Origin of the sequence: Dactylosporangium sp. NPDC051541 (assembly GCF_044454505.1) — a bacterium.
GTDB lineage: Bacteria > Actinomycetota > Actinomycetes > Mycobacteriales > Micromonosporaceae > Dactylosporangium.
Genome location: NZ_JBITDU010000016.1, coordinates 132,546 through 156,552 on the forward strand (window position 1 = coordinate 132,546; position 24,007 = coordinate 156,552).

Genomic DNA, 24,007 nt, shown 5'->3' on the forward strand with positions numbered 1-24,007 from the left:
TGGTCCCGACATATTGACCGGCGTCGTGATGAGGCGAAGACTGACAACGTTGACGCCCCAATCCGCAGCATGTCGAACCGGCTGCGTGCGGACGTCTTTGACAACGTTGTCAAAATTTTCCCGACCGCCACCGGGAGGACTGGATGAGACGCCTCATGACCTGCGCCGCGGCTGTGCTGCTCGCCGTGGCTATCCTGGCCGCCCTGCCGCCGGCCCCGGCCGCCGCGGGCACCGCCGCCGACTATCCCGAGTACCCCTATCCGGCGACCGCCTACGACGAGCCCTACCGCGGCCAGTTCCACTTCAGCCCCCAGTCGGGCTGGATGAACGACCCGAACGGCATGGTCTACTACCGCGGCACCTACCACCTGTTCTTCCAGCACAACCCGCACGGCCTGGCCTGGGACACCATGCACTGGGGCCACGCCACGAGCACCGACCTGGTCCACTGGACCCAGCGCCCGATCGCCCTCGAGCCCGGCGTCCACCCGGGCGACCTGTGGTCCGGCAACGCCGTCGTCGACACCGCGAACGTCACCGGCCTCAAGACCGGCGGCGACGACCCGATCGTGATGTTCTCGGGCACGAACGGCGTCACCGTGCACTACAGCACCGACGGCGCGCGCACGTTCCAGACGTTCGACCGCGGCCGCAAGGTCGCCGTCCCCAGCGGCACCAGCCGCGACCCGCACGTGTTCTGGCACGCGGCCTCGAACCGCTGGGTGATGGTGGTCTGGAACGACGGCGGCGGCAACGGCGCGTCGTTCTACACGTCGACGAACCTGCTCGACTGGACGTATCGCAGCCGCTTCGCCGCCGACTGGTTCTTCGAGTGCCCGGACATGTTCGCGCTGAACGTCGACGGCTCCGGCGTCCAGAAATGGGTGCTCACCGACGCTTCCGGGGAGTACACCATCGGCAGCTTCGACGGGACGACGTTCCGCTCCGACTGGGCGTCGCCGCAGCGGATGGACCTCGGCGCCAACGACGCCGGCGGCACGTTCTACGCCGGCCAGACGTTCACCGGGGTCCCGGACGGGCGGCGCATCCAGATGAGCTGGCAGCCGGGCAACCACGGCAGCACGTGGACCGGCGACCAGACGTTCCCGGCCGAGCTGGCTTTGCACACCTTTCCGGAGGGGGTACGGCTCACACGCACGCCGGTTCGCGAGCTCTCCTCGCTCAGGTCCGGCGGCGTGACGTACACCAATCGCGCAGTGGCTTCGAACAATCCGCTCAATGTGACGTCGGCGGACACCTATGAGGTGAGCGCGGAGTTCGACGTCGCGGGCGCCTCGGCGAACACGTTCGGCCTGAAACTGCACACCCGTGCGGACGGAACGTTCGATCGTGCGGTCTCGTACGACCGCGCGGCCGGCACGCTGTACGGCCGGCCGCTGAGCGCCGTGAACGGACGCGTGAAGATGCGCGTGCTTGTCGACCGCGGCCAGCTCGAGGTGTTCGGCAACGACGGCCGGTTGTCCGTGAGCGACAACGTCAACTTCAACTCCGCCGCGACCAGCCAGGGCCTGCAGGTGTACGCCACGAACGGATCCGTCACCCTGGTGTCGCTGCAGTTCTACCGCCTGAACAAGGCCTGGGGCACCGGCGAGTCCACGTTGGACAGCAACCTGGCCGGCCCGTGGACCGCGAACGGCGGCACGTGGACGGACGTGGCCGGCGGCAAGCTGGGCACGGCCACCGGCGACGCGTTCTACCTGAGCGGATCGACGTTCGCCGACGGCACCTACGAAGGTGACGTGAAGGTGCTCAGCGGTACCGCCGCCGCCTTGACGTTCCGGGAGGGCTACGCGGCGAACATCGACACCACCGGCGTCGTGAAGCTGTGGCGCCCCGGCCGGGAGATCGCCACGTATCCCACGCCGATCGCGACCGGCCGCTTCTACCACCTGAAGGTCGTCGCCACGGGCCCGCGGATCCAGGTGTACCTCGACCACGGCGCCACCCCGGTCATCGACGCCACCGACACCACCTACACGTCGGGCCGGCTGGGTCTGAACGTGTTCCACGGCACCGGCGTCGTGGCCAACCCGACGGTCGGCGGCACCGGCTTCCGCACCAACCTGACCGGTCCCTGGCACCCGACCGCCGGCAGCTGGACGGTCCCGGGCACCGGCCTGCGTGCGAGCGCCCCGGGCGACGCGTTCTACCTGAGCAATCACACGTTCACGAACGGCACCTACGAGGGCGACGTGAAGGTCGTCAACGGCGTCGCCGCCGCCCTGACCTTCCGCTCCACTGTGGACGGGACTCAGCACTACACGGCCAATGTGGACACCAGCGGTCTCGTGAAACTCTGGCGCCCGGGCCGCGACATCGCCACGTTCGCGACGCCCATTCTGGAAGGCCGCACCTACCACCTGAAGGTCGTCGCGCAGGGCTCGGCCTTCACCGTCTACCTCAACGGCACCCGCGTCATCGACGCCACCGACACCACGTACAGCAGCGGCTACCTGGGGGTGAACGCGTTCGCCGGCACCGCCACGTTCCAGAACATCACCGTGACCGGGTAACGATCTTCACGATGGCCATCACGAGATCGAGGATCTGGTCGGGGTCCGGGTCGCCGGCGATCTGACCGGCGTCCTGGGCCGCGCCGGCCCCGGAGGCGGGCGTGGCGGCGAGCCTAGGTGGAACGGGGTGGAACGCCGACCCGGGAGTGGTGCACCGGCCCCACCCCCACCCCGTCGCCTGAGGAGCCGCAACCGCATGGTGTTCCCCGACCCCAATCTCGGGCTGGCCGTCCTGAACAAGCTGATCGACGCCGGCCTCGTGCCCGCGCCCGCGCCGGAGGAGTACGACGACGACTTCGGGTATTTCGAGGTCGACACCGAGGTCCGCGACCGGCTGCTCGCGCACCTCGCCGAGCACCGCGCGGCCGTCGCCGAGCTCACCGAGCTGAGCTGGGACGGCGGCGACGACCTGCAGTTCGAGTGCTGGCCGGGCTGGGACGGCGAGGACGACGCGTTCACGGTGACCTCGCTGGCCGGCATCGAGCAGTGCCGCGGCCTGCGCCGGCTGCGCCACTCGAACCTCATCGTGCCGGACGACCTGACCCCGCTGGCCGGGCTGGCCCGGCTGGAGGACATCGAGCTCGAGTTCGTCGCCACCCGCGACTGGAGCCCGCTGCTGCGCATCCCGTCGCTGCGCCGCGTGATCGGCCCGGTCGACGCGGGCACGGCCGAGGCGCTGCGGGCGCGCGGGGTGTTCGTGCGCTCCGGGCACAGCCCGCTGCCGCTGGAGATCCGGTGCCCGCTGCCCGGACTCACCGGGATCGTGCGCGAGGTGCTGGAGCTGCCGCCGGAGGAGTACGAGGCCTGGGTGCGCGAGCACGGCCGCGGCGAGCTGCCCACCGAGCTGGCGGCGCTGCGGCGGGCGGTCGTGGCCCGGGCCGCGCTCGATGCCGGCTTCGCCGAGGCCCTGCTGGTCCTCGCCCCGCGCCTGGGCCCCGGGGCGTCCCTGCCCGCCGCCCGGCATACCGCCGCGCTGCTGCGCGGCCCCGCCCGCGCGGAGGCGCTGGAGCTGGTGGCCGGGCTGACCTCCGACGACCGGGAGCATTTCGAGGCGCTGAGCGAGGCGGTGGCGATCCGGCACGAGCACGCCGGGGTGACCACCGAGACCCTCGACCTCAACGCCCGGCTGATCGCGGCGGCGTGGGGCCCCGCCCGGGAGGCGGCGCTGCGCCGGCGGGTCGCCATGCTGCGCCCCGCGCCGCACCGGGGCCTGCTGATCGAGGCCTTGAACGTCCTGGTTGAGCTGGTCCAGGACACCGGGAGCCGCCAGGCCGGCGTGGGCCTCGACGACTGGCGCGAGCTGGTGGCCGTCCTGCGCGATGACGACCCGCCGGCTTCGGCCGAGGCGCCGGCCTGGCCCGCCGCCCGCCCGGTGCCGCTCGCATACGCCCTGGCCGCGCCCGACGACCCGCAGGTCTCGCCCGACGCCCCCGCCCCATCCGGCGGGAGGCCGGCGGACGATCTGTACACCGGCCCGGCGGCTCTGGCCCGGGCCCTGGCCGGGTACGGCGGCCGGCTGGTGGAGGCCGAGCGGACCGACGAGGCGGTACCGGTGCTGCGCGAGGCGGCCGACCGCCTGCCGGACGGCGCGCAGGAGCGGGCCGGGGTGCTGCGCCACCTGCTCGGCGCCCTGCGCGGGCTCGGCCGCGAGGACGAGGCCGTGACCGTGGCCCGGCAGCGGGTGGAGGCCACGCCGCCAGGCGCCGAGGTGTACCCGATGCGGAGCGCCCGGACCGACCTCCGCGATGTGCTGACCGAGGCCGGCCGCCCGGCCGAGGCCCTCGCCGCGGCCGAGGACCTGGTCGCCGCCGAGCGCGCGTGGCTGGCCGCCGGCCCGGGCTCCGCGGGGTCGCTCGCGCACGCCCTGTTCCACGTCTCCGACCTGTACGACCGGCTCGACCGGCCGGAAGCGGGCGCCGCCGCCTCGGCCGAGGCCGCCGAGCTGTTCCGCGCCGGGACCGGCAACGCCCGCGTCCTGGCCGCGACCCTGAACAATTACGCCAACCGGCTCAGCCGCCTGCGCCGGCCCGCGGAGGCCCGGGCCGCGGCGCAGGAGGCGGTGGAGCAGTTCCGCCGGCTGGGCCGCTCGGCCGAGCACGACCGTCTCCTCGCCACGGGGCTGGGTACCCTCGCCGGCGCCCTGGGCCGCCTGGACCGCCACGACGAGGCGGTCGCGGTGTTCACGGAGGCCGTGGCCGTCGCCCGCCGCGCCGCCGCCGACGAGCCCGAGGCCACCGCCGACCGCCTGGCCAGGGCGCTGCACGGCCTCGCCTTCCACCTGAGCGACGCCGGCCGCCACGCCGAGGCCGTCGAGGCCGGGACGGAGGCGCTCGCCATCCACCGGGGCCGGGCGGCGGCGGGCCCGTTCACCGGTCTCGCCCTGACGCTCGGCACGCTCGCCTGTGCCCTGTCGGAGCTCGGCCGCCACGACGACGCCCGGGACGCCGCGGCCGAGGGGGTGGACATCCTGCGCCTCCTGCCGGGCGAGGACGGCCTGCGGGCCGACGCCCTGACCGACTACGCCGTGATCCTGTCCCGCCGCGGCGACACCACCGAGGCCGTCGCGGCCGCGGGGGAGGCGGTGCGACTGGTCCGCCCGGTGGCCGCGCGCCTTCCGCTGCAGTACGAGGCGGAGCTGGCCCGATCGCTGACCGTCCTGGCCGAGGCCGGCCCGCCCGGCCCGGACTCCACCGCCGCCGCGGACGAGGCCGCGGCCATCCGCAAGCGTCTCGCCACCGGGGACCATTGAGGGGCGTCGGCCGACGCGCGTTCAGAGCCGGTCGAGGTGGCGGCGCAGCGTGGCGCCGATCCCCTCGACGCGGGCCATCGCGGCGGCCGGGGTCGCGCCGTGCAGTTCGACCTCGGTCGCGTAGATGACGCCGCCGGCGGAGACGATGTGGTCGGGAGCCCAGACGATCCCGCGGGCGGCCAGCAGGGCGGCGGTCTCGGGCCGGTCGAGCTGGTTGTTGGCCGGCCCCGCGACCGCCCGGCAGCGCAGCCGCTCCACGGTGGCCGGGGTGAGGACGCCGCCGAGCGCGGCCGGCACGAGGACGTCGACGTCGGCGGCCAGGATCTCGTCGGGGGCGACCCAGGTCGCGGCCGGGAGCAGGGAGCGCTTGGACTCGTCGACGTCGCTCACCACCACGCGGTGGCCGGCCCGCAGGAGGCGCCCGGCCACGTCGGCGCCGACGTGGCCGAGGCCCATCACCGCGAAGCTCGTGCCGCCGAGGACGTCGAGGGCGGCCATGACGCCGGCCGCGGTGGCGGGGGAGGAGTCGCCGGACGCGGACGGGCGGCAGAAGACGTGCCTGGTGCGGGTGGCGATCTGCTCCATGTCGGCCGGGCCGGTGCCGACGTCGGGGCCGGTCGCGTACCGGCCGCCGAGCTCTTCGATGAGGTCGCCGACGTCGTGCAGGGCGGCGACGCTCGGCGTGCCGACGACGACGGTCTTGCCGCCGCCGTGGTCCAGGCCCGCGTCGGCGCACTTGGCGGTCATCGCGGCGGACAGGCGCAGGGCGTCCTCGAGGCCGTCGCGCCAGTCCGGGTACGGCTTGATCCGGCACCCGCCCAACGCCGGCCCGCGGGCCGTGGAGTGCACGGCGATGATGATGGTGAGGCCGCTGCGGGGGCCGCGGCGGATGACGATGCGTTCGTGCTCCATGGGGCGACGGTAGGACAGGCGACCGCTCGTTCCCGTCGCCGCCGAACATTGTTCGGCAAGCGGCCTAGGATTCCGGCCGTGGACGAACTTGATGCGGCGATCGTCGCCGAGCTGCAGCGCGACGCCCGGCAGACGAACCGGGACCTGGCCGCGGCGGTCGGGATCGCGCCGTCGACGTGCCTGGAGCGGGTGCGGGGCCTGCGGGAGCGGGGGGTGATCACCGGCTTCCACGCCGAGGTCAGCCTCCCGGCCCTCAACCGCCACGTGCAGGCGCTGCTGCACGTCCAGATCCGGCCGCTGAGCCGGCCCGTGATCGACGCGTTCAAGGCGCACCTCGGCACGCTGCCGGAGGTGCTGTCGTTCTTCGTGCTGGCCGGCGGCGACGACTTCCTGGTGCACGTGGCCGTCCCCGGCGTCGAGGCCCTGCACGCCTTCCTGATGGACAAGTTCAGCCAGCGCAAGGAGATCGTCGGCTTCCGCAGCTCGATCATCTACCAGCACGCCCGGGCCAACGTCATCGAACCGCTGGACTTGTGACCTAGCTTCCTAGGCGGCTTTACGGCGTGTTATTTGCCTCAAGGCAACCCCGGCCGCGCCGAACAGCCCGGTGAACTGCAACGTTGCGGCACCTGAGGAGCAACCGTGCCTGAGCCGACTCCCGGCCTCGTCCCGGACAAGCCGACGCCCGGCCTGCCCGAGGCCTCGCTGGCGCTGCTGCTGCAGGAGCGCCTGGTCATCGTCCTCAACGCGAAGAACGGCTCGGTCATCTCGGTCAACGACCGGGTCCTGGAGACGACCGACGCGCCGATCGAGGAGATCGTCGGCAAGCGCCTCGAGGACCTGTGGAAGCTGCAGTCGCAGACCGTCGACCAGCTCCTCGACGCGGCGCGCGCGCACAAGTTCGTCGAGCAGGTCAACTCGATCGTCGACAGCGGCGGGCGGCAGCGGTGGCTGCGGTTCAACTGCGGGCCGGTCGGCGGGGCCGGGCGGGAGACCGAAGCGATCCTGATCACCGCCTACGACATCACCAACGACCGGCGCCTCGTGGCGGAGCTGCGCGGGAAGTACGCGGCGGTGGACCGGGCGCAGGCGGTGATCGAGTTCGACCTCACCGGGGAGGTCCTGACCGCGAACGAGAACTTCCTGGAGCTGACCGGATACTCGCTCAGCGACGTCGTCGGCCAGCACCACCGGATGTTCGTGGAGGAGGCCACCGCCAACAGCAACGAGTACGCCGAGATGTGGGCGAAGCTGGCCCGCGGCGAGGTGGAGAGCGGGGAGTACAAGCGGGTCGGGCGGGGCGGGCGCGAGGTGTGGCTGCGCGCGACCTACAACCCGATCTTCGATCTGGAGGGCCGGCCGTACAAGGTCGTCAAGTATGCGCTGGACGTGACCGAGTCGAAGCTGGCGAACGCGGAGTTCGTGGGGAAGGTCGCGGCCGTCGACCGGTCCCAGGCGGTGATCGAGTTCGACCTGGACGGCACGATCAGGGCGGTCAACCGCAACTTCTGCAACGTGACCGGGTATGAGCCGGACGAGCTGATCGGGCACCCGCACAAGATGCTGGTGAGCGAGGACGAGGGGCGTTCGAACGCCTACCGGGGGTTCTGGCAGCGGCTCGGCAAGGGGCAGTTCGAGTCGGGGGAGTACAAGCGGTTCGGCAAGAACGGCCGGGAGGTGTGGCTGCAGGCCAGCTACAACCCGATCTTCGACCTGGACGGCCGGCCGTACAAGGTGGTGAAGTACGCGACCGACATCACCGACACGAAGAACAAGAACGCGGAGTTCGAGGGGAAGGTCGCGGCGATGGACCGCGCCCAGGCGGTGGTCGAGTTCGACCTGGACGGGATGATCCTGTCGGCGAACCGCAACTTCCTGGAGACGATGAACTACGGCAGCATCGACGAGCTCAAGGGCAAGCACCACCGGGTGTTCGTGGACCCGGCCACGGCGTCGTCGGAGGACTACCGGCAGTTCTGGGCCCGGCTGGCCCGCGGCGAGTTCGAGTCGGGGGAGTACAAGCGGTTCGCCAAGGGCGGCCGGGAGGTGTGGCTGCAGGCGACGTACAACCCGATCTTCGACCTGGAGGGCCGGCCCTACAAGGTGGTGAAGTTCGCGACCGAGGTCACCGACGACAAGCAGCGCAACGCCGAGTTCGAGGGGAAGGTCGCGGCAATCTCGCGGGCCCAGGCGGTGATCGAGTTCGACACGAACGGCACCATCCTGGACGCGAACCGCAACTTCCTGGATCTGCTCGGCTACGGCCTGGACGAGATCCGGGGGCGCCACCACAAGCTGTTCGTGGACCCGGCGGACGCGGCGTCGGATCAGTACCAGGACTTCTGGGAGCGGTTGAAGCGGGGCGAGTTCGACTCGGGGGAGTACAAGCGGGTCGGCAAGGACGGCCGGGAGGTGTGGATCCAGGCGACGTACAACCCGATCCTGGATCTGGACGGGCGGCCGTACAAGATCGTGAAGTTCGCGTCGGACGTGACGCAGGCGAAGCTGCGCACGGCGGAGTTCGAGGGCAAGGTCGCGGCGATCAACCGGGCCCAGGCGGTGATCGAGTTCGATCTGGACGGCAATGTGCTGACCGCGAACGACAACTTCCTGCGCACGATGGGCTACTCGATGCGGGAGATCCTGGCCCAGCACCACAGCATGTTCTGCACGCAGGATTATGTGACGTCGCAGGAGTACCGGGACTTCTGGCTGCGGCTGGGCCGTGGTGAGATCCTCAGCGGCCGGTTCCACCGGATCGGCAAGTACGGGCGGGACGTGTACCTGCAGGCGACGTACAACCCGATCTTCGACCTCAAGGGCGACCCGGTGAAGGTCATCAAGTTCGCGACGGACGTGACCCAGCAGATGGAGCTGGAGCAGCGGCTCAGTGTGAAGACGCGGGACATGAGCAAGGCCATCGACGAGCTGTCGACGTCGATCGCGACGATCGTCGGCAACGCCGGGCAGGCCAGTGAGCTGGCCGGGGAGACGCAGACGAACGCGCAGCGGGGGTTCGAGGAGCTGCGCAAGTCGATCGAGGCGATCGATCTGATGGAGCGTTCGTCGGATCAGATCGCTGGGATCGTGCAGGTGATCGGGGAGATCGCGTCGCAGACGAACCTGCTGGCGTTCAACGCGTCGATCGAGGCGGCCCGGGCCGGTGAGCACGGGGTCGGGTTCTCGGTGGTGGCGGGGGAGGTGCGCAAGCTGGCGGAGCGTTCGTCGGACTCGGCGCGGGAGATCAGCCGGCTGATCCAGGAGTCGGCGACCCGGATCAACCAGGGTTCGCAGGTGGCGCAGCGGGCGCAGGACGCGTTCGAGGAGATTCTGCGCAGTGTCGGCAAGACGGCCGAGTCGATCCATCACATCGTGACGCAGACGCAGATGCAGCAGGACGCCTCGCGGACGGTGAACTCGCTGATCGGTGACCTGGTGGGGGCGGCGCCGGCGGCTGAGGTCGGTTTGGATTCATGAGCGGCATCCTGTACGGGGTGTTCACGGTGGCGGAGGTGCATGTCGCGCTGCCGCTGTCGGAGCTGCGTGAGGTCATCCCGTGCCCGGAGTCGTTCAACCCGCTGATGGCCTCGGCACCGGGGCTCGTCGGTGCGGTGATGCTGCGCCATCAGGTGATCCCGGTGCTGGACCTGCGGCGGATGGTCGGGGTCGACTCGCCGGCCGAGCCGCGGATCGTGGTCGTGGCGTCCTACGAGGGTTCGGTGTTCGGGCTGCTGGCGTGCGGGGTCCGCGGGGTGGTGCACGTCGAGGAGCACGAGCGGCTGGGGATGTCGGTGAACGTCGAGCTGCCGCAGGTGTTCGCGAGCACGTTCGAGCGGGCCGACGACGGTGCGGTCGTGTGTGTGCTGGACTGCGCGGCGATCACCCGGCTGCCGGGGATGGTCCTGGCGACGGACACCGGCGGGCCGAGTGGTGCCATGGCGCAAGCCCAGGAGCAAGGGCGTTCCGGGGGTACTGCCACCGCCCGCATGATGATGCTGCTGCGGGCCGGCGAGATCGGCCTGTGCATCGACGTCTCGCACATTCACTCGGTCGTGCCGGAGCTGGTGCTGAAGTCCTCGCCGATCGACGGCGGGATCGTCAACGGGGTCATCGAGCTCGGCGAGCAGTACGTGCCGACCGTCGACGCCCTCGCGGTCCTGGGACTGGGTGTCCTGGCCCCGATCGACGTGAAGCGGGGCGTGGCCCTGGCCTACGAGCGGGGGCTGCTGACGTTCGCGGTGACGGAGGTCGTGTCGATCGTGTCGGTGCCGGACGGTGACGTGCTGGCGGTGCCGGGGTTCGGGCTGCCGTCGTCGGATTTCGCGGTCGGTATCCTGCCCGGTCAGGACGGCGGCTCCTACCTGGTGATCGACGGCACGCGGCTGCGGGCGGACGGGGAGCTCGGTACCCTCGCCGCGCTCGGCACTCCCGTGTCGGGGCGGGCCGCGGCGCCGAAGCGGGAGTCGCGGGCCGATGCGCCGCCGCCGGGGGACGGGCGGGTCATCGAGTACACGGTCCGCAAGTACCTGACGTATCTGGCCGGTCCGGAGGTGGCGACGCCGCTGACGCAGATCGGGGAGATCGTGGCGTATCCGGGTGACGTGATCCCGTTCGTCGGCGGCGGCCCGCTGCGCGGGGTCTTCACCCACCACCGCACGTCGGTGCCGCTGGTCGAGCTGCCGGGCCTGCTCGGTGAGGCGGCGGAGATCGACCCGGCCGCGGCGCGGGTCCTGCTCGTCGACGGTGTCGGGTTCATCGTGCCGGCGCTGCGGGCGATCGAGGAGTCGACGTGGGAGGAGCGGGTCGCCGGCGGTACCCCCGCACCGCAGTCGTTGTCCGGTAGTCCCTTGGTGAAGATCGGCTCGAGGATGCTGGCCCGCCTGGACCTGGCGGAGTTCGCCCGCACTATGGTTGGCGACCGTGGAACTGATCAGGGTGGAGCTTGACGGTCGCCGGCCGACGCTCGACGAGTTGTATCAGCCGCTGCTGTCCAACTACGGCCACTTCACCGCCATGCAGGTCCGCGCCGGCCGGGTCCGCGGCCTGGACCTGCACCTGACCCGCCTGCTGGGGCAGACCCGCGAACTGTTCGCCGCCGATCTGGACACCGTGCAGGTCCGGGCGTGGCTGCGCCAGGCGCTGCGCGACGTCCCGGACGCGTCGGTCCGCGTGAATGTCTACGCGGGTCCGAAGGTCATGATCGTCGTGCGCCCCCCGTCGTCGCCCCCGCCGTCCCCGCTGCGGCTGCGTTCGGTCCCGTACGAGCGCCCCGCGGCCCACCTGAAACACGTGGGCGGCTTCGGCCAGGTCTACTACGGCCACCAGGCGGAGGCCGAGGGCTACGACGACGCGTTGCTGACCGACCGCACGGGCGCGGTGTGCGAGTCGGCGATCGCGAACGTTGCCTTCTCCGACGGCACCACCGTCACCTGGCCGACCGCCCCTCACCTGCCGGGCATCGAGATGCAGCTTCTCGAGCCCCGCCTGCCGTCCCGCCGCGCCCGGGTCGCCCTGGACGAGCTGAAGACCTACCGCTCGGCCTTCACCTGCAACTCCATCGGCGTGACCGCGGTCGCCCGGATCGACGACGTCGACTTCACCGTCGATGGGGCCCTGATGGCCCAGGTCGCCGACGCCTTCGCCGCCGTCCCCTGGGACCTAATCTAGTTTGCGCAGGTGGGTGCGGCGGCCGTCGTGGTCGAAGATGCCGAGGATCTCGGCCGGGCCGCCCTGGGCGCCGAACGCGTGCGGGACCATCGTGTCGAACTCGGCCGCCTCGCCGGTCTCGACGAGGATGAGGCGTTCGTTGAGGCGGAGCGCGATCGTGCCGGTCAGGACCGTGAACCATTCGAAGCCGGGGTGGGCCTTGAGCTGGTCCGGGCCGGGGAGCGGGCGTTCGATCCGCATCTTCGCGACGGTGGTGCCGCCCGGTCCGGCCTCGTGCCGCAGCGTCCATGTCGTCATCCCGCGGTCGGGGTCGTGGCGGGGGCGGATGACGACGTCGGCGTCGCCGGACTCGACGAGTGCGTCCAGGGACGTGCCGAGGGCGCGGGCGATGGCGGTGAGCTGGTCGAGGCTGATCCGCCGGTGGCCGGTCTCGATCCGGCTGAGGGTCGACGGGCTCAGGTAGCAGGCGGCCGCGAGGTCGTCGAGGGACATGCCGAGGGCGCTGCGCAGGCCCCGGATGCGGCTGCGGACGAGCGCGTCGAGGTCACCGTCCCGGTCTTGCTTCATACGCAAGATGCTATGCGATTGCGGCAAGGCGTGGCTACAGTCGCCGTATGACGCACGGTCACCACCACGGCCAGCACGGCCACGGACACCAGCACGGGCACGGCCATCAGCACGGGCACGAGCACAACGAGGGCCTGGCCGAACTCCTGGAGCTCGACGCCGAGGTGCTGCACGACTACCACGCCGGCATCGTCGCGTGGGTCCGCGGCCAAGGCCCCGCCGCCCGCATCGCCGACCTGGGCGCGGGCACCGGCGCCGGCACCCTCGAGCTGCTGGCCCAGTTCGACGGCGCCACCGTCACCGCCGTCGACAGCGACGACGCGATGCTGCACCGGCTGACGGCCAACGCCGCCGCCCGCGGCTTCGCCGGCCGGGTCCGCACGCTGCGGGCTGACCTCGACACCGGCTGGCCGGCCGACCTGACCGGCCTGGAGCTGATCTGGGCCGCGAACTCCATGCACCACATGGCCGACCCGCCCCGGGTCCTGCGCGACATCCGGGCCGCCCTGGCCCCGGGCGGCCGCCTGGCGATGTCGGAGCTCGACTCGTTCCCCCGGTTCCTGCCGCCCGGCGACGGCCTGGAGGAGCGCACCCACCGCGCCATGTCCCGCCGCCGCGAGCAGGACATGCCGCACATGGGCGCCGACTGGGACGTCCTGCTGGCCGAGGCCGGCCTGAAGATCCGGGCCGAACGCCGCTTCGAGGTGACCCTGACCCCGCCGTTCCCGCCGGCCGCGCTGCGCTACGCCCAGTCCTCGCTGCGCCGCACCCGCGACGCCCTGGCCGACGACCTCGACCCGGCCGACGTCGAGGCCCTGACCGCCCTGGTCGCCGACGACGGCCCCGAGTCGCTGCACCACCGCGGCGACCTCACCGTCCGCGCCGCCCGCACGGTCTGGCTGGCCGAGCCGGCCTAGGTCCCGGCCCGGCGCGGCCACCGGTCGAAGCCGTCCAGCAGCGCGGCGAGGACCTGCTCGAACTGTTCCTGCGGGCGGTGTCCGCCGGTGATCGCCCGGGCCAGGTTCGGGTAGTCGCCGAGCAGCACGGCCGCGTCGGCCGCGGCGGGCACCGGGCCGCCCGCCGGGTCGCCGGTCTCGGCCAGGACGTGCCCGATCGTGAACGACCGCAGCGCGTTGACCATGACCAGCAGGTCCCGGTCGGCGAACCCGGACCGGCCGAGCGCGCCGAGGGCCCGGTCGGCGACGCCGAGGACGGCCGGGCTGTAGGCGGGCCGGGTCGCGACCAGCGGCACGACGTGCGGGTGCCGCCGCAGCACGTCGTACAGGCCGCGGGCGAACGCGGCCAGGATGTTGCGCCACCCGCCGTCCGGCCCGTCGATGTCGACGTCGAGCTCCGCGTAGGCGGCCTCGATGACGCCGTCGAACAGGGCGCCCTTGTTCGGCAGGTGGTGGTAGAAGGCCATCGGGTTGACGCCGAGCTCGGCGCCGAGCTTGCGCATCGACAGCCCGGCGGGCCCGTCGCGGTCCAGGATCGCCAGCGCGGCCCGCACGATGTACTCGCGGGTGAGCGCCGGGCGGACCGGCCGGCCGGTGGCGTCGGTGGCCAGGGGGCGCTTCGCGGCGGGCGGCATGCCGTCGACCCTAACCGGCGAGGATCGCGCGCAGTGCGGCCGTCCACGGCCCGGCCCGGTCGAAGTAGGAGGTGTGGTGGCCGGGCATCGTCACCGCCTCGGTGCCGAGCCGTTCGGCCAGGACCAGTGCGGGTCGCCCGTAGTAGCGCCCGGCGGCCCGGGTGATGGCGCCGACGGCGAAGACGACCGGCACGCCGGCGAGGGCGGCGAGGTCCGGCTCGTAGTGCACGAACGGCCGCATCTCCGTGCGGACGAAGAACGGCTGGTTCGCACCGACCCGATCGCCGAACCCGGCCGGGTGCGCGGCGTAGGCGGATACCGGGATGCCGGTCGTCAGCGCGAACACGAACATCCCGGCCGCCGCGCCGCCGACGCGGGTGATCGGGCCGGTGATGGCGTCGAACACGCCGAGCCAGCGGTCCCGGTCCGGCAGGACGGTGAGAACCGGCGGCTCGTGCGCGACAACGGCGTCGACGGCGGCCGGGAAGGCCCGGGCCACCTCCAGGGCGATCGTCGCCCCGCCACTGTTGCCGAACACGAGCGCCGAGGAGTGCCCGGCCGCGCCGAGCACGGCGACGGCGTCCGCGGCCTGCTGCGTCACGTCGAACCGGCCCGCGTTGCGCCCGGTGCTGCGCGAGTTGCCGCGCCGGTCATAGGTGATGACCTCGAACTCGTCCGCGAGCAGCGCCGCCGGGTAGGTGTAGAACCCGGCGTCGCCGCCCCCGCCGGCGATCATGAGCAGCGGCGTCCCGCTCCCGCGCACCTCGTAGTAGAGCTCGTCCCCGTCGGCGCTGGCCCGCCCGGTGCGCACCGGCACCCGCTCCGCGAGGGCGGCCACCCGGGCCAGCTCCTGCGCCGGGGACCGCCGCGGATTGCCGCCGAACATGCCACCAACGCCCCGCACGACAGCCCCGGCCACCGCCCAACTCGTCATACGCCGTATAGTAGCTATACGACGTATAAACGCGCTAGCCGCCCCAGTGGTTCTCGTGGCGGACCTGGTCGAGGGGTGCGCGGCGGCGCCAGCCGTGCCGCTCCAGGTCGGGCACGTCGGCGAGGCGGCTGACCGGGCCGAGGCAGAGCCACGCCACGGGCCGGATCGCGGCCGGGATGCCGAGCAGGTCGCGGAGGAACTCCTCGCGGTAGAAGGACACCCAGCCGACCCCGAGCCCTTCCGCGGTCGCCGCCAGCCAGAGGTTCTGGATGGCCAGGCACACCGAGTACAGCCCGGCGTCGGCGATCGCGTGCCGCCCGAGGACCGCCGGCCCGCCCCGCGCGGCGTCGTAGGTGACGACCACCGACAGCGTCGACTCGAGCACCCCGTCGATCTTGATCCGGGCGAACCGCGCGGCCGCGTCGCCGTCGAGGGTCGCCGCGAACACGTCCCGCTCATGGGTCACGTGCTCGTGGAACGCCGCCCGCAGCTCCCGGTCGCGGACGACGACGAAGTCCCACGGCTGGGTCAGGCCGACGCTCGGCGCGGCGTGCGCGGCGGCCAGCACCCGATCCAGGGTGGCGGCGGGCACCAGGGCGCCGGTGAACTCGCCGCGCACGTCCCGGCGGCGGTTGATGATGTCATACAGGTCATGCGTCATGGGCAGGCTCCCGCTGCGCTCCGGCCCCGGGGCGGTCCCGGGGCACTCAAGCGCGAGGCCGGTCTTCGGACTCCCGGATCAGCACCAGACCACCCGCCTTCCCGGCCCCCTGCGGAGGGCCAGTGGCTACGCGAACGCGTGTGGGTGGCGGCTCCCCGGTCACCGCGGCGGGCCCGTCCCGGATTCGCACCGGGTTCCCAGATTCTCCCCGCCGTCGCCGGCCGGGCACCTCGCATCAGTACATGCCGGTCGGGACTCTACCCGCGGCCCGCCTCCGGGTCGGCGGCCAGGGCGGCCACGCACGGCCGGAGCAGCTCGACGATCCTCGCCGGGTCGGCGGTGGCGAGCTCGTCGGAGCGGATCAGATGGCGGGAGGCGGTGATGCCGAGCATGATCGCGCTGATGATGGCGGCCCGCAGGCCGGCGTCGTCGGCGGGGATGGCCTGGGTGATCTGGCTCTGGTATCGGGCCGCGCCGCCGCGGACGGCTTCGGCCGCCTCCGGGTTGGTCAGGACCGAGCGGAGGATCGCGAGGGAGGCGGCCGGTTCGTCGGTCAGGCGGCCGGCCAGCGCGGCGAGGATCTGCTCGGAGGCCGGGCCGGGCGACTCGGCGAGGTCGGGGACGGGGGCGGTGTCGATGACCCGCCGGAACAGTTCCTGTTTGGAGCCGAAGTAGTAGGTGACCAGACCCGCGTCGACGCCCGCGGCGGCGGCCACGGCCCGGATGGTCGCCCGGTCGTATCCGTCGGCGAGAAAGATGCCGGCGGCGGCGGTGAGGATCCGCGCCTCGGTGTTCCGGCGCTGCTCGGCCCGAGGTGTGGTCATTGCCGGACTCTACCGGTGTTGCCACGCGGGCGGTCCCGCCCTACAGTCGTTTCATTGGACGCATGTCCAATGAAACGGGGAGGCCGCATGTTGACCGATGTCCTGGCCCGGCGCCGCGAGCTGATCCTCGGCGGAAACGCCGACGGGTTCGCCGACCTGTTCGCGGCCGACGCGGTGATCGAGATGCCGTTCGGCGGGCCGCCCGGCGCCCCCACGCGGCTGGCGGGCCGCGAGGCGATCCGCGCCTACTCGCGGCAGGTCATGGCCGCACCGCTGCGGCTGGAGGAGTACGAGGTCACGACACTGCACCGGGCGGCGGACCCGGAGGTGGTGATCGTCGAGATGCGCACGTCGGGGGTCGTGACCACGACCAACCGGCCGTTCACCGCGATCGCCGTGCAGATCCTGCGCATCCGTGACGGGCGCATCGTGCACGTCCGCGACTTCCCCGATCCCCGCGGCCTGCAGGGCGCCCTCGGCGATTAGGGTGCGGGGGTGCGTCGCGTGGCTCTGCTCCTGCTCAAGGTGCCGGCGGTGGTGCTCGTCCTGCTGCCGCCGCTTGCCCTCACGCACCTGTACGGGGCGCTCACCTTTCCGGCGCTCGTCGCGCTCGTCGCCGGGAGCCGGGGGCTGGCGCAGGTCAGCCGCCGGTTGCAGGGGATCGAGCCGCCATATCCGGTGCGGCCGCAACTGCGGAAGGCCGAGCTCGGATGGTACTTCACCGGCTACGACTACCACCGTCAGCGCCCGATCGCGGTGCTGTCGCTGTGGTTCAACTGGATCGGGCGGGACCCGGCGACCTGGCGGGACCTGGCCTGGCTGGTCACCGACCCGCTGGTCGGGACCGTGCTGCTGCTGACCGCGCCGCTGCCGCGCCACGCGCGGTGGACGAAGGTCCTGCTCGGCCCCAACCGGCTGAGCGTTCGGGTCCGGGAGCTCGCCGACAGCCGCGCCGAGGCCCTCGACGCGCAGGCGGCCGAGCTGGAGCGGATCGAACGCGACCTGCACGACGGGGCGCAGGCGCGGCTCGTCGCGATCGGGCTCACGCTCAGCATGGCGCAGCGGGCGCTGCGGGAGCGGCCCGACGACGCCGACGCGCTGCTGAGCGAGGCCCGGGCGACCGCGTCCGACGCGGTGCGGCAGCTGCGGGACCTCGTCCACGGGATCCGGCCGCCGGTGCTGACCGAGCGGGGGCTCGTCGACGCGCTGCGGCTGCTGGCCATCGAGCATCCGCTGGCCGTCGACGTGGTGGCCGACGTGCCGGGGCGTCTGCCGCCGCCGCTGGAGTCGGCGCTGTACTTCGCGGCCTCGGAGCTGCTGACGAATGTGGCCAAGCACGCTCAGGGCAGTACCGCGGCGATCGAAGTTGTCCACAATGGACAGCAACTCACCCTGACCGTCACCGACAACGGGGTCGGCGGGGCGGACGCCGGGAGCGGGTCGGGGCTGGCCGGTGTGCGCAAGCGCCTGCGGGCGTTCGACGGTACGCTCACCGTCGGCTCCCCGCCCGGCGGGCCGACCGTCGTCACGCTGGAGGTGCCGTGCGCGTCGTCCTCGCCGAAGACCTCTACCTCCTGAGGACCGGCATCGAGCGGATGCTGCAGAGCTACGGGTTCGAGGTCGTCGCCGCCGTCGACAACGGGCCCGACCTGCTCGACGCGCTCCTCACGCACCGGCCCGACGTCGCCGTCGTCGATGTGCGGCTGCCCCCGACCAACACCGACGAGGGGCTGCGGGCGGCCCTGCAGGCCCGCGAACAGGTACCGAATCTGCCCGTGCTGATCCTGTCGCAGTACGTGCAGCAGCTCTACGCCCGGGAACTGCTCGCCGGCGGCGGCGGGGTCGGCTACCTGCTCAAGGACCGGGTCTCCGACACCGACGAGTTCGTCGACGCCCTTCGTCGAGTTGCCGGCGGGGGTACTGCCATCGACCCCGACGTCATCGCCCGGCTCCTGGCGCCGGGGCGGGCACCGTCCGGGCTGACCGGGCGGGAGCTGGACGTCCTCGCGCTGATGGCGCAGGGGCTGTCCAACGCCGTCATCGGCAAGCGGCTCTTCCTGAGCGAGGGGTCGGTGAGCAAGTACACGACCCAGATCTTCACCAAACTCGGCCTGGACCAGTCACCGGACACCCACCGCCGGGTCCTGGCCGTGCTCGCCTACCTCGAGAACCAGGCCGGCTGAGCGGCGGTCGGCCTGCCGGGCGAGCAGGTCGGCGACACCGTCGGCGCTCATCGGCTCGGCCAGGTGGTAGCCCTGGCCGAGGGTGTAGCCGAGGTCGCGCAGGACCGCGGCCTGCTCGGCGCTCTCCACCCCTTCGGCGACGGTGTCCAGGCCCAGGGCGTGTGCGAGCTGGATGACGGCCCGGGCCACGGCCTGGCGGGCGTCGGCCGCGGCGGGCCGGCCGTCGTCGATCTCGATGCCGTCGACGAAGGACTTGTCGAGCTTCACGATCGCGGCCGGGAACGCGCGCAGCAGGCTCAGCGACGACTCGCCGGTGCCGAAGTCGTCCAGGGCCAGGCGGATGCCCATCCGGTTGAGCTCGTGCAGGGTCCGGGACACCTGCTGGCCGCGCAGGACCGCGGACTCGGTGACCTCCAGGACGAGCCGCTCGCAGGGCAGGCCGCTGTCGGCGAGGGCGGCGGCGACGTCGGCGACGAAGTCCGGGTCGTGCAGCTGCCGGGCCGACACGTTCGGGCCGACCTCCAGCAGGGCGTCGGGGCCGAACTCGGCGAGCCAGCGGGCCGCCTGCCGGCACGTCTCGCGCAGCACCGCGCGGCCCAGCGGCACGATCAGGCCGGTGCGTTCGGCGGCCGGGATGAACTCGGCCGGGCCGACGACCCCGCGGACCGGGTGGTGCCAGCGGACCAGGGCCTCGACGCCGACGACCCGGCGGTCGGCGAGGCGCATGATCGGCTGGTAGACGACCCGGAACTCGTCGTGGTCCAGGGCCCGGCGCAGCTCCCCGCCGATCTGCATGTGGGCCAGGACCGGCTCGCCCAGGCCGTCGACGTAGCGCACGAAGCGGGCCTTGCCGCGCTGCTTCGCCGCGTACATGGCGACGTCGGCGTCGCGCAGGACCGTGTCGACGGTCGCGCCCGGCCCGGCCGCGGCGATGCCGATGCTGGCCTGCACCAGCAGCCGGTGCTCGCTGATCGGGCCGTCGAGGACGGCGAGGAGCCGCGCGGCCAGGGCCTCCGGGTCCTCGTGGGCGCCGGTGAGCAGGACCGCGAACTCGTCGCCGCCGACCCGCACCGGCAGGCCGTGCGGCCCGCACTCGGCCCGCAGCAGCCGGGCGACGGAGACCAGCAGCCGGTCGCCGACACCGTGGCCGAGCAGGTCGTTGACGGTCTTGAAGTCGTCGAGGTCGACCAGCAGGACCGTCGCCCGGCCGGTCGTGGCCAGGGCGTGGCTGAGCCGGTCGCGGAACCGGGCCCGGTTGGCCAGGCCGGTGAGGCCGTCGTGGCTGACCTCGTGCTGCAGCCGCTCCTCCTGCACCCGGGAGTTGCACAGCAGCCGCTGGTTCTCCCGCGAGGCGAAGTACTGCCGCAGCGTCACCAGGCCCGTGACCAGCACCGCGGCGACGAGGACGATCCGGTTGGGCCAGGACAGCGGCGCGCCGAGGGCCAGGGCCACGAGGGGCACGTCGGCCGCGGCCACGGCGAGGTACGGCAGCAGCCCACCGCCGCGGACCGGCTCCCGGCCCCGGCTGTCCGCCCTCCACTGCGCGGCCGCGGCGCACGCGCCGAGCATCGGGCACAGCGGCATGATGAACGCCTGGGCCGGGATGGCGCCGCGGGTGCCGAAGTGCACGGCGACGACGGCGGTGAGCCCGGCCGTGACGCCGCCGCTGGCCGCGAGGAAGCGCAGGGCGGCCCGGTCGACGGGCCCGCCGGCGATGTAGGAGATCTTCGTCGCGGCCCCGACGGCGACGATGAACGCCAGCCCGACCAGGACCATCGCCTGCGGGCTCCACGGGTCGCGGGCCCAGAGCATCGGGGCCAGGCCGGCGAACCACAGCACGGCGGCGCAGCCGAAGAACCCGATGGCCCGGTCCAGCAGTATCCGCCAGCGTTCGGTGCCGCCGGCCGTCACGACCGGGACCGCGCCGACGGCCCAGATGGCGACCAGGAACCCGGCGGCGACGCAGGCCGCGGCGGGCAGCGGCATGCTGCGGGTGGACGCCGTCGCGAGGTGCGTGAGCTGGTCGAGCGCGAACCAGGCGTAGCCGAACGTCATGGCGGAGCCGGAGACGAGGATCGCCCGCCAGAACCGGCGGGCGATCGGGTCGGCGATGCCGGACCGGGCCAGGTGCAGTAACGCGGCCACGGCGAACCCACCGGTGACCGGCACGAAGACGTAGGCGATCGCGTCCGGCCCGGCGCCGACGGTCGCGTAGGCGATGTACCAGAGCAGGCCCAGCGCGACCACACCCGCCGTGGCAAGCACGTATCGGCGGGCATGCGTCACGCGTGGACAATATCGTGTCTGATCTGTACCGGATCTCACCCGAACGTTCGAGCTTGGACGTACCGAAATGTTTTCGGTGATCGGCTTAAAGACCGGATGATTCACGCACGACGAGGCGGCCCGATTGGCGGACCACCCCGGAGTGCTGCTCGCCGTCGAGGACGGCGAAGAGGTGCTGCACCGCCTTCGCCCCCAGCTGCTCCAGGTTGAGGTCCACTGTGGTCAGCGGCGGGCGGCACTCGGTGGCGAAGACCTCCCAGTTGTCGTAGCCGACCAGGGCCACGTCACCGGGGACGGATCGGCCCAGCTCACGCAGGGCCTCGGCGGCGCCGGAGGCGATCTGGTCGCTGCCGCAGAAGATCGCGTCGACGTCCGGGTGGGCGGCCAGGAGCCGGGCGGTGGCGTGCCGGCCCCAGCGCTGCGACCACTGCCCGAACAACGGCTCGCCGACCGGTGCCAGCCCGGCCGCGCCGAGGACCTCGGTGAACGCGGCCGCGCGGTCACGGGCGGCCCGGTAGCCGGGGTCGCCGGTGATGTGCGCGATCCGCTTGCGGCCCAGCGACACGAGGTGCTCGGCGGCGAGCCGGGCCCCGCCGGCGTCGTCGGCGATGACGGAGATGTCGGCCGGGTCGTCGGACTCGCAGTAGGCGTAGACGACCGGGACCGGGATGTCCTTGGTCAGCGACGGGCGCAGGTCGTTGGCGTCGCCGAGGATGATGAACCCGTCGACCTGCCGGGCCAGCAGGGTGCGGATGTAGTGGCGGCGGCGGATGGCGTCGCCGCGGGCGTCGCACAGCAGCACGCTCATCTGCTCGTTGCCCAGGGCGTTCTCGGCGCCGAGGAGCACCGGGATGGCGAAGCGGGCCGCCGACAGCTCGTCGGTGAGCAGGCCGATCGTGCGGGTGTTGCCCGAGATCAGGCCGCGGGCCAGCACATTGGGATGGAACGACAGCTCCTCGGCGGCCTGCTGGACCCGCCGGCGGGTCGCCGGGGCCACCTCGCCGCGCGAGTTCAGTGCCTTCGATGCCGTCGCGATCGACACCCCGGCCCGTTTGGCGACGTCGGTCAGGGTGACCTGTGCGCGCTTTCTGCCCACGTAACGGTCCTCTCGAAAACTTTTCGAGCAGCATAGCCACCGAAGTCAGCTCGTCACAACTGTCACACCGACTGCATGAGCGGAAATAGACCGTTGACACGGCCGAAGGCTGCTGCCACCATTCCCGAAAAGGTTTTCGAAGTTCGGCCAGATGTGAAAGGTGGTGGCCGTGACGGCCCTTCCGGGACCGGTCGCGCCCGCGCGCGGGGCGCTGCGGCCCGCCGGACTGCACCAGGTGCGGTTCACCGGCGGATACTGGGGACAGCGCCAAGCGGTCAACGGCACCGCAACGATCGAGCACTGCAAGTTCTGGCTGGACCGGCTCGGCTGGACGGGTAACTTTCGCGATCCGGACGCCTCGCTGCGCCGCCGCGGCCGCGAGTTCTCCGACTCCGAGGTCTACAAGCTGGCCGAGGCCGCGAGCTGGGAGACCGGCCGGCCGGGCGGCACCGACCACACCGCGCTGCTCGAGGAGCTCTGCGCGCTGATCGCCGGGGCCCAGGCCGAGGACGGCTACCTGCACACCGCCTACGGGCGGCCGGGGCAGCCGGAGCGCTACAGCGACCTGAACTTCGGCCACGACCTCTACTGCGCCGGGCACTTCCTGCAGGCCGCCGTGGCCGCGCACCGCACCGGCGCCGCCCCCGGGCTGCTGCCGATCGCCTGCCGGGTCGCCGACCACGTGTGCGCGCGGTTCGCCGAGGAGGGCTTCGACGGGCACCCCGAGATCGAGCCGGCCCTGGTGGAGCTCTACCGGATCACCGGCGAGCGGCGCTACCTCGACATGGCGGCCACGTTCGTCGAGCGGCGCGGGCACCGCAGCCTCCCCGAGCACGAGTTCGGGTGGAAGTACTTCCAGGACGACACCCCGGTGCGCGCGGCCGAGGCGTTCGGCGGGCACGCCGTGCGGGCCCTCTACCTGGCCGCCGGCGCCGTCGACGTGGCCGTCGAGACCGGCGACCACGAGCTGCTCACCGCGGTCGCGCGGCAGTTCGACCGGACCCTGGCCCGGCGCACCTACATCACCGGCGGCATGGGCTCGCGCCACCTCGACGAGGCCTTCGGCGACGACTTCGCGCTGCCGCCGGACCGGGCCTACTCCGAGACCTGCGCCGGCGTCGCCACGATCATGCTCGCCCACCGGCTGCTGCTGGCGACCGGGGAGAGCCGCTACGGCGACATCGTCGACCGGGTCCTGCACAACGTCATCGCGGCCGCGGTCGCCGACGACGGCCGCGCCTTCTTCTACGCCCACACCCTGCACCAGCGCACCCGCTCCGAGCCGCCGTCGGCCGAGCACGAGCAGCTGCGCTTCGGCGGCGGGCAGCGGGCCCCCTGGTTCGAGGTGTCCTGCTGCCTGACCAACGTCGCGCGGCTCACCGCCTCCCTCGGCACCTACTTCGTCACCGCGACCGAGTTTGGGACCGATGCAGGAGTGCAGATCCACCAGTACACGCCGATGACGATCGAGGCCGCCGGGCTGCGCCTCGAGGTCGACACGGCGTATCCGGAGGACGGTGCCGTCACCGTCACCGTCATCGAGGCCCCCGCGCGGGAGCGCGAGATCAGCCTGCGCATCCCCGGCTGGGCCGGCGGCGGACAGCACGTCGAGCGGCGCGTCTTCGCCGCCGGCGAGCAGCTGCGCCTCGACCTGCCGGTGCGGCCCCGCTGGACGTTCCCCGACCCGCGCGTCGACGCCGTGCGCGGATGTGCCGCCGTCGAGGTCGGCCCGGTCGTCATGTGCGCCGAGTCGATCGATCAGGAAGACGGCGTCAACCTCGATGAGCTGCAGGTCGACACCGCGGTCGCCCCCGAGTCCGGCGCGGTGAAGGGACGCGCCATCCGGCCGGTCGAGACCGCCTGGCCGTACCGCGACCGCACCACGACGACCGAGCGCCCCGAGCCGATCGTCGTGCCGCTCGTGCCGTACCACCGCTGGGCCCGTCGTGGCCCGTCCACGATGCGTGTCTGGCTGCCCACCACACCGTCCTAACCGACCGCGA

The 24,007-nt window shown here is 72.7% G+C and carries 19 protein-coding genes and 1 riboswitch; of the genes, 11 read left to right on the plus strand and 8 right to left on the minus strand.

The window, feature by feature from the left end; genetic code table 11:
- Window positions 1–143 precede the first annotated feature (143 nt).
- Together ACIA8L_RS45650 and ACIA8L_RS45655 are read left to right on the plus strand one after the other, a co-directional pair.
- Entirely contained in the window at window positions 144–2,534 is a 2,391-nt protein-coding gene (locus ACIA8L_RS45650) for a GH32 C-terminal domain-containing protein (RefSeq protein WP_395914867.1), read from the plus strand.
- A gap of 196 nt (window positions 2,535–2,730) precedes the next feature.
- Window positions 2,731–5,283 (plus strand): tetratricopeptide repeat protein, encoded by a 2,553-nt coding sequence (locus ACIA8L_RS45655; protein ID WP_395914868.1) that lies wholly within the window; start codon window positions 2,731–2,733, stop codon window positions 5,281–5,283.
- A gap of 21 nt (window positions 5,284–5,304) precedes the next feature.
- Here ACIA8L_RS45655 and ACIA8L_RS45660 read toward each other — a convergent pair whose 3' ends face one another.
- On the minus strand, window positions 5,305–6,195 hold the full coding sequence (locus tag ACIA8L_RS45660; RefSeq protein WP_395914870.1) for a Glu/Leu/Phe/Val dehydrogenase dimerization domain-containing protein: 891 nt from the start codon (window positions 6,193–6,195) through the stop codon (window positions 5,305–5,307).
- A 78-nt stretch (window positions 6,196–6,273) separates the two neighbouring features.
- Here ACIA8L_RS45660 and ACIA8L_RS45665 point away from each other — a divergent pair, with 78 nt between their 5' ends.
- The 4 genes from ACIA8L_RS45665 to ACIA8L_RS45680 all read left to right on the plus strand — a co-directional run bounded on the left by ACIA8L_RS45665 (window position 6,274) and on the right by ACIA8L_RS45680 (window position 11,862).
- Window positions 6,274–6,732: an Lrp/AsnC family transcriptional regulator gene (locus tag ACIA8L_RS45665; RefSeq protein WP_395914872.1), complete on the plus strand. Its 459-nt coding sequence runs from the start codon at window positions 6,274–6,276 to the stop codon at window positions 6,730–6,732.
- 105 nt (window positions 6,733–6,837) lie between these two features.
- On the plus strand, window positions 6,838–9,672 hold the full coding sequence (locus tag ACIA8L_RS45670) for a PAS domain S-box protein (protein WP_395914874.1): 2,835 nt from the start codon (window positions 6,838–6,840) through the stop codon (window positions 9,670–9,672).
- Window positions 9,669–11,141, plus strand: coding sequence for a chemotaxis protein CheW (locus ACIA8L_RS45675; RefSeq protein WP_395914875.1), 1,473 nt, complete (start codon window positions 9,669–9,671; stop codon window positions 11,139–11,141). Before ACIA8L_RS45670 ends, ACIA8L_RS45675 begins: the two co-directional genes overlap by 4 nt.
- The gene (locus ACIA8L_RS45680; protein ID WP_395914877.1) at window positions 11,116–11,862 is read left to right on the plus strand and encodes an aminotransferase class IV; all 747 of its coding nucleotides are present in this window, start codon (window positions 11,116–11,118) and stop codon (window positions 11,860–11,862) included. Before ACIA8L_RS45675 ends, ACIA8L_RS45680 begins: the two co-directional genes overlap by 26 nt.
- Here ACIA8L_RS45680 and ACIA8L_RS45685 read toward each other — a convergent pair.
- Window positions 11,854–12,429, minus strand: coding sequence for a helix-turn-helix domain-containing protein (locus ACIA8L_RS45685; RefSeq protein WP_395914879.1), 576 nt, complete (start codon window positions 12,427–12,429; stop codon window positions 11,854–11,856). The two genes, ACIA8L_RS45680 and ACIA8L_RS45685, sit on opposite strands and share 9 nt — an antisense overlap.
- 47 nt (window positions 12,430–12,476) lie before the next feature.
- On the opposite strand from ACIA8L_RS45685, the gene ACIA8L_RS45690 reads away from it, so the two are divergent.
- Window positions 12,477–13,346 (plus strand): class I SAM-dependent methyltransferase, encoded by an 870-nt coding sequence (locus tag ACIA8L_RS45690; protein WP_395914881.1) that lies wholly within the window; start codon window positions 12,477–12,479, stop codon window positions 13,344–13,346.
- Here ACIA8L_RS45690 and ACIA8L_RS45695 read toward each other — a convergent pair.
- The 4 genes from ACIA8L_RS45695 to ACIA8L_RS45710 form a co-directional block, all read right to left on the minus strand.
- Complete coding sequence (locus ACIA8L_RS45695; protein ID WP_395914883.1) at window positions 13,343–14,020, minus strand: TetR/AcrR family transcriptional regulator; 678 nt, start codon at window positions 14,018–14,020, stop codon at window positions 13,343–13,345. The two genes, ACIA8L_RS45690 and ACIA8L_RS45695, sit on opposite strands and share 4 nt — an antisense overlap.
- A 10-nt stretch (window positions 14,021–14,030) precedes the next feature.
- A complete protein-coding gene (locus ACIA8L_RS45700) occupies window positions 14,031–14,954 on the minus strand; it encodes an alpha/beta fold hydrolase (protein ID WP_395914885.1) in 924 nt (307 codons plus the stop codon).
- A 34-nt stretch (window positions 14,955–14,988) separates the two neighbouring features.
- Window positions 14,989–15,615, minus strand: a complete 627-nt coding sequence (bluB, locus tag ACIA8L_RS45705) for a 5,6-dimethylbenzimidazole synthase (protein WP_395914887.1) — start codon at window positions 15,613–15,615, stop codon at window positions 14,989–14,991.
- A 38-nt stretch (window positions 15,616–15,653) separates the two neighbouring features.
- A riboswitch (cobalamin riboswitch) is annotated at window positions 15,654–15,863 on the minus strand.
- 9 nt (window positions 15,864–15,872) lie between these two features.
- Entirely contained in the window at window positions 15,873–16,439 is a 567-nt protein-coding gene (locus tag ACIA8L_RS45710) for a TetR family transcriptional regulator (protein WP_395914889.1), read from the minus strand.
- Window positions 16,440–16,526: 87 nt separating this feature from the next.
- Between ACIA8L_RS45710 and ACIA8L_RS45715 the strand changes: the two genes are divergently transcribed.
- Genes ACIA8L_RS45715 through ACIA8L_RS45725 form a run of 3 tightly spaced genes read left to right on the plus strand, consistent with a single transcriptional unit; the run spans window position 16,527 to window position 18,622 of the window.
- Entirely contained in the window at window positions 16,527–16,925 is a 399-nt protein-coding gene (locus tag ACIA8L_RS45715) for a nuclear transport factor 2 family protein (protein ID WP_395914891.1), read from the plus strand.
- A 9-nt stretch (window positions 16,926–16,934) separates the two neighbouring features.
- The gene (locus tag ACIA8L_RS45720; RefSeq protein ID WP_395914892.1) at window positions 16,935–18,017 is read left to right on the plus strand and encodes a sensor histidine kinase; all 1,083 of its coding nucleotides are present in this window, start codon (window positions 16,935–16,937) and stop codon (window positions 18,015–18,017) included.
- A complete protein-coding gene (locus ACIA8L_RS45725; protein ID WP_395914894.1) occupies window positions 17,981–18,622 on the plus strand; it encodes a response regulator in 642 nt (213 codons plus the stop codon). Before ACIA8L_RS45720 ends, ACIA8L_RS45725 begins: the two co-directional genes overlap by 37 nt.
- On the opposite strand, the gene ACIA8L_RS45730 is transcribed toward ACIA8L_RS45725, so the two are convergent.
- Both ACIA8L_RS45730 and ACIA8L_RS45735 read right to left on the minus strand, forming a co-directional pair.
- Window positions 18,560–20,908, minus strand: coding sequence for a putative bifunctional diguanylate cyclase/phosphodiesterase (locus ACIA8L_RS45730; protein ID WP_395914896.1), 2,349 nt, complete (start codon window positions 20,906–20,908; stop codon window positions 18,560–18,562). The two genes, ACIA8L_RS45725 and ACIA8L_RS45730, sit on opposite strands and share 63 nt — an antisense overlap.
- Window positions 20,909–20,993: 85 nt before the next feature.
- Window positions 20,994–22,004, minus strand: coding sequence for a LacI family DNA-binding transcriptional regulator (locus tag ACIA8L_RS45735; protein WP_395914897.1), 1,011 nt, complete (start codon window positions 22,002–22,004; stop codon window positions 20,994–20,996).
- 169 nt (window positions 22,005–22,173) lie between these two features.
- Between ACIA8L_RS45735 and ACIA8L_RS45740 the strand changes: the two genes are divergently transcribed.
- Entirely contained in the window at window positions 22,174–23,997 is a 1,824-nt protein-coding gene (locus tag ACIA8L_RS45740; RefSeq protein WP_395914899.1) for a glycoside hydrolase family 127 protein, read from the plus strand.
- Window positions 23,998–24,007: the final 10 nt, after the last annotated feature.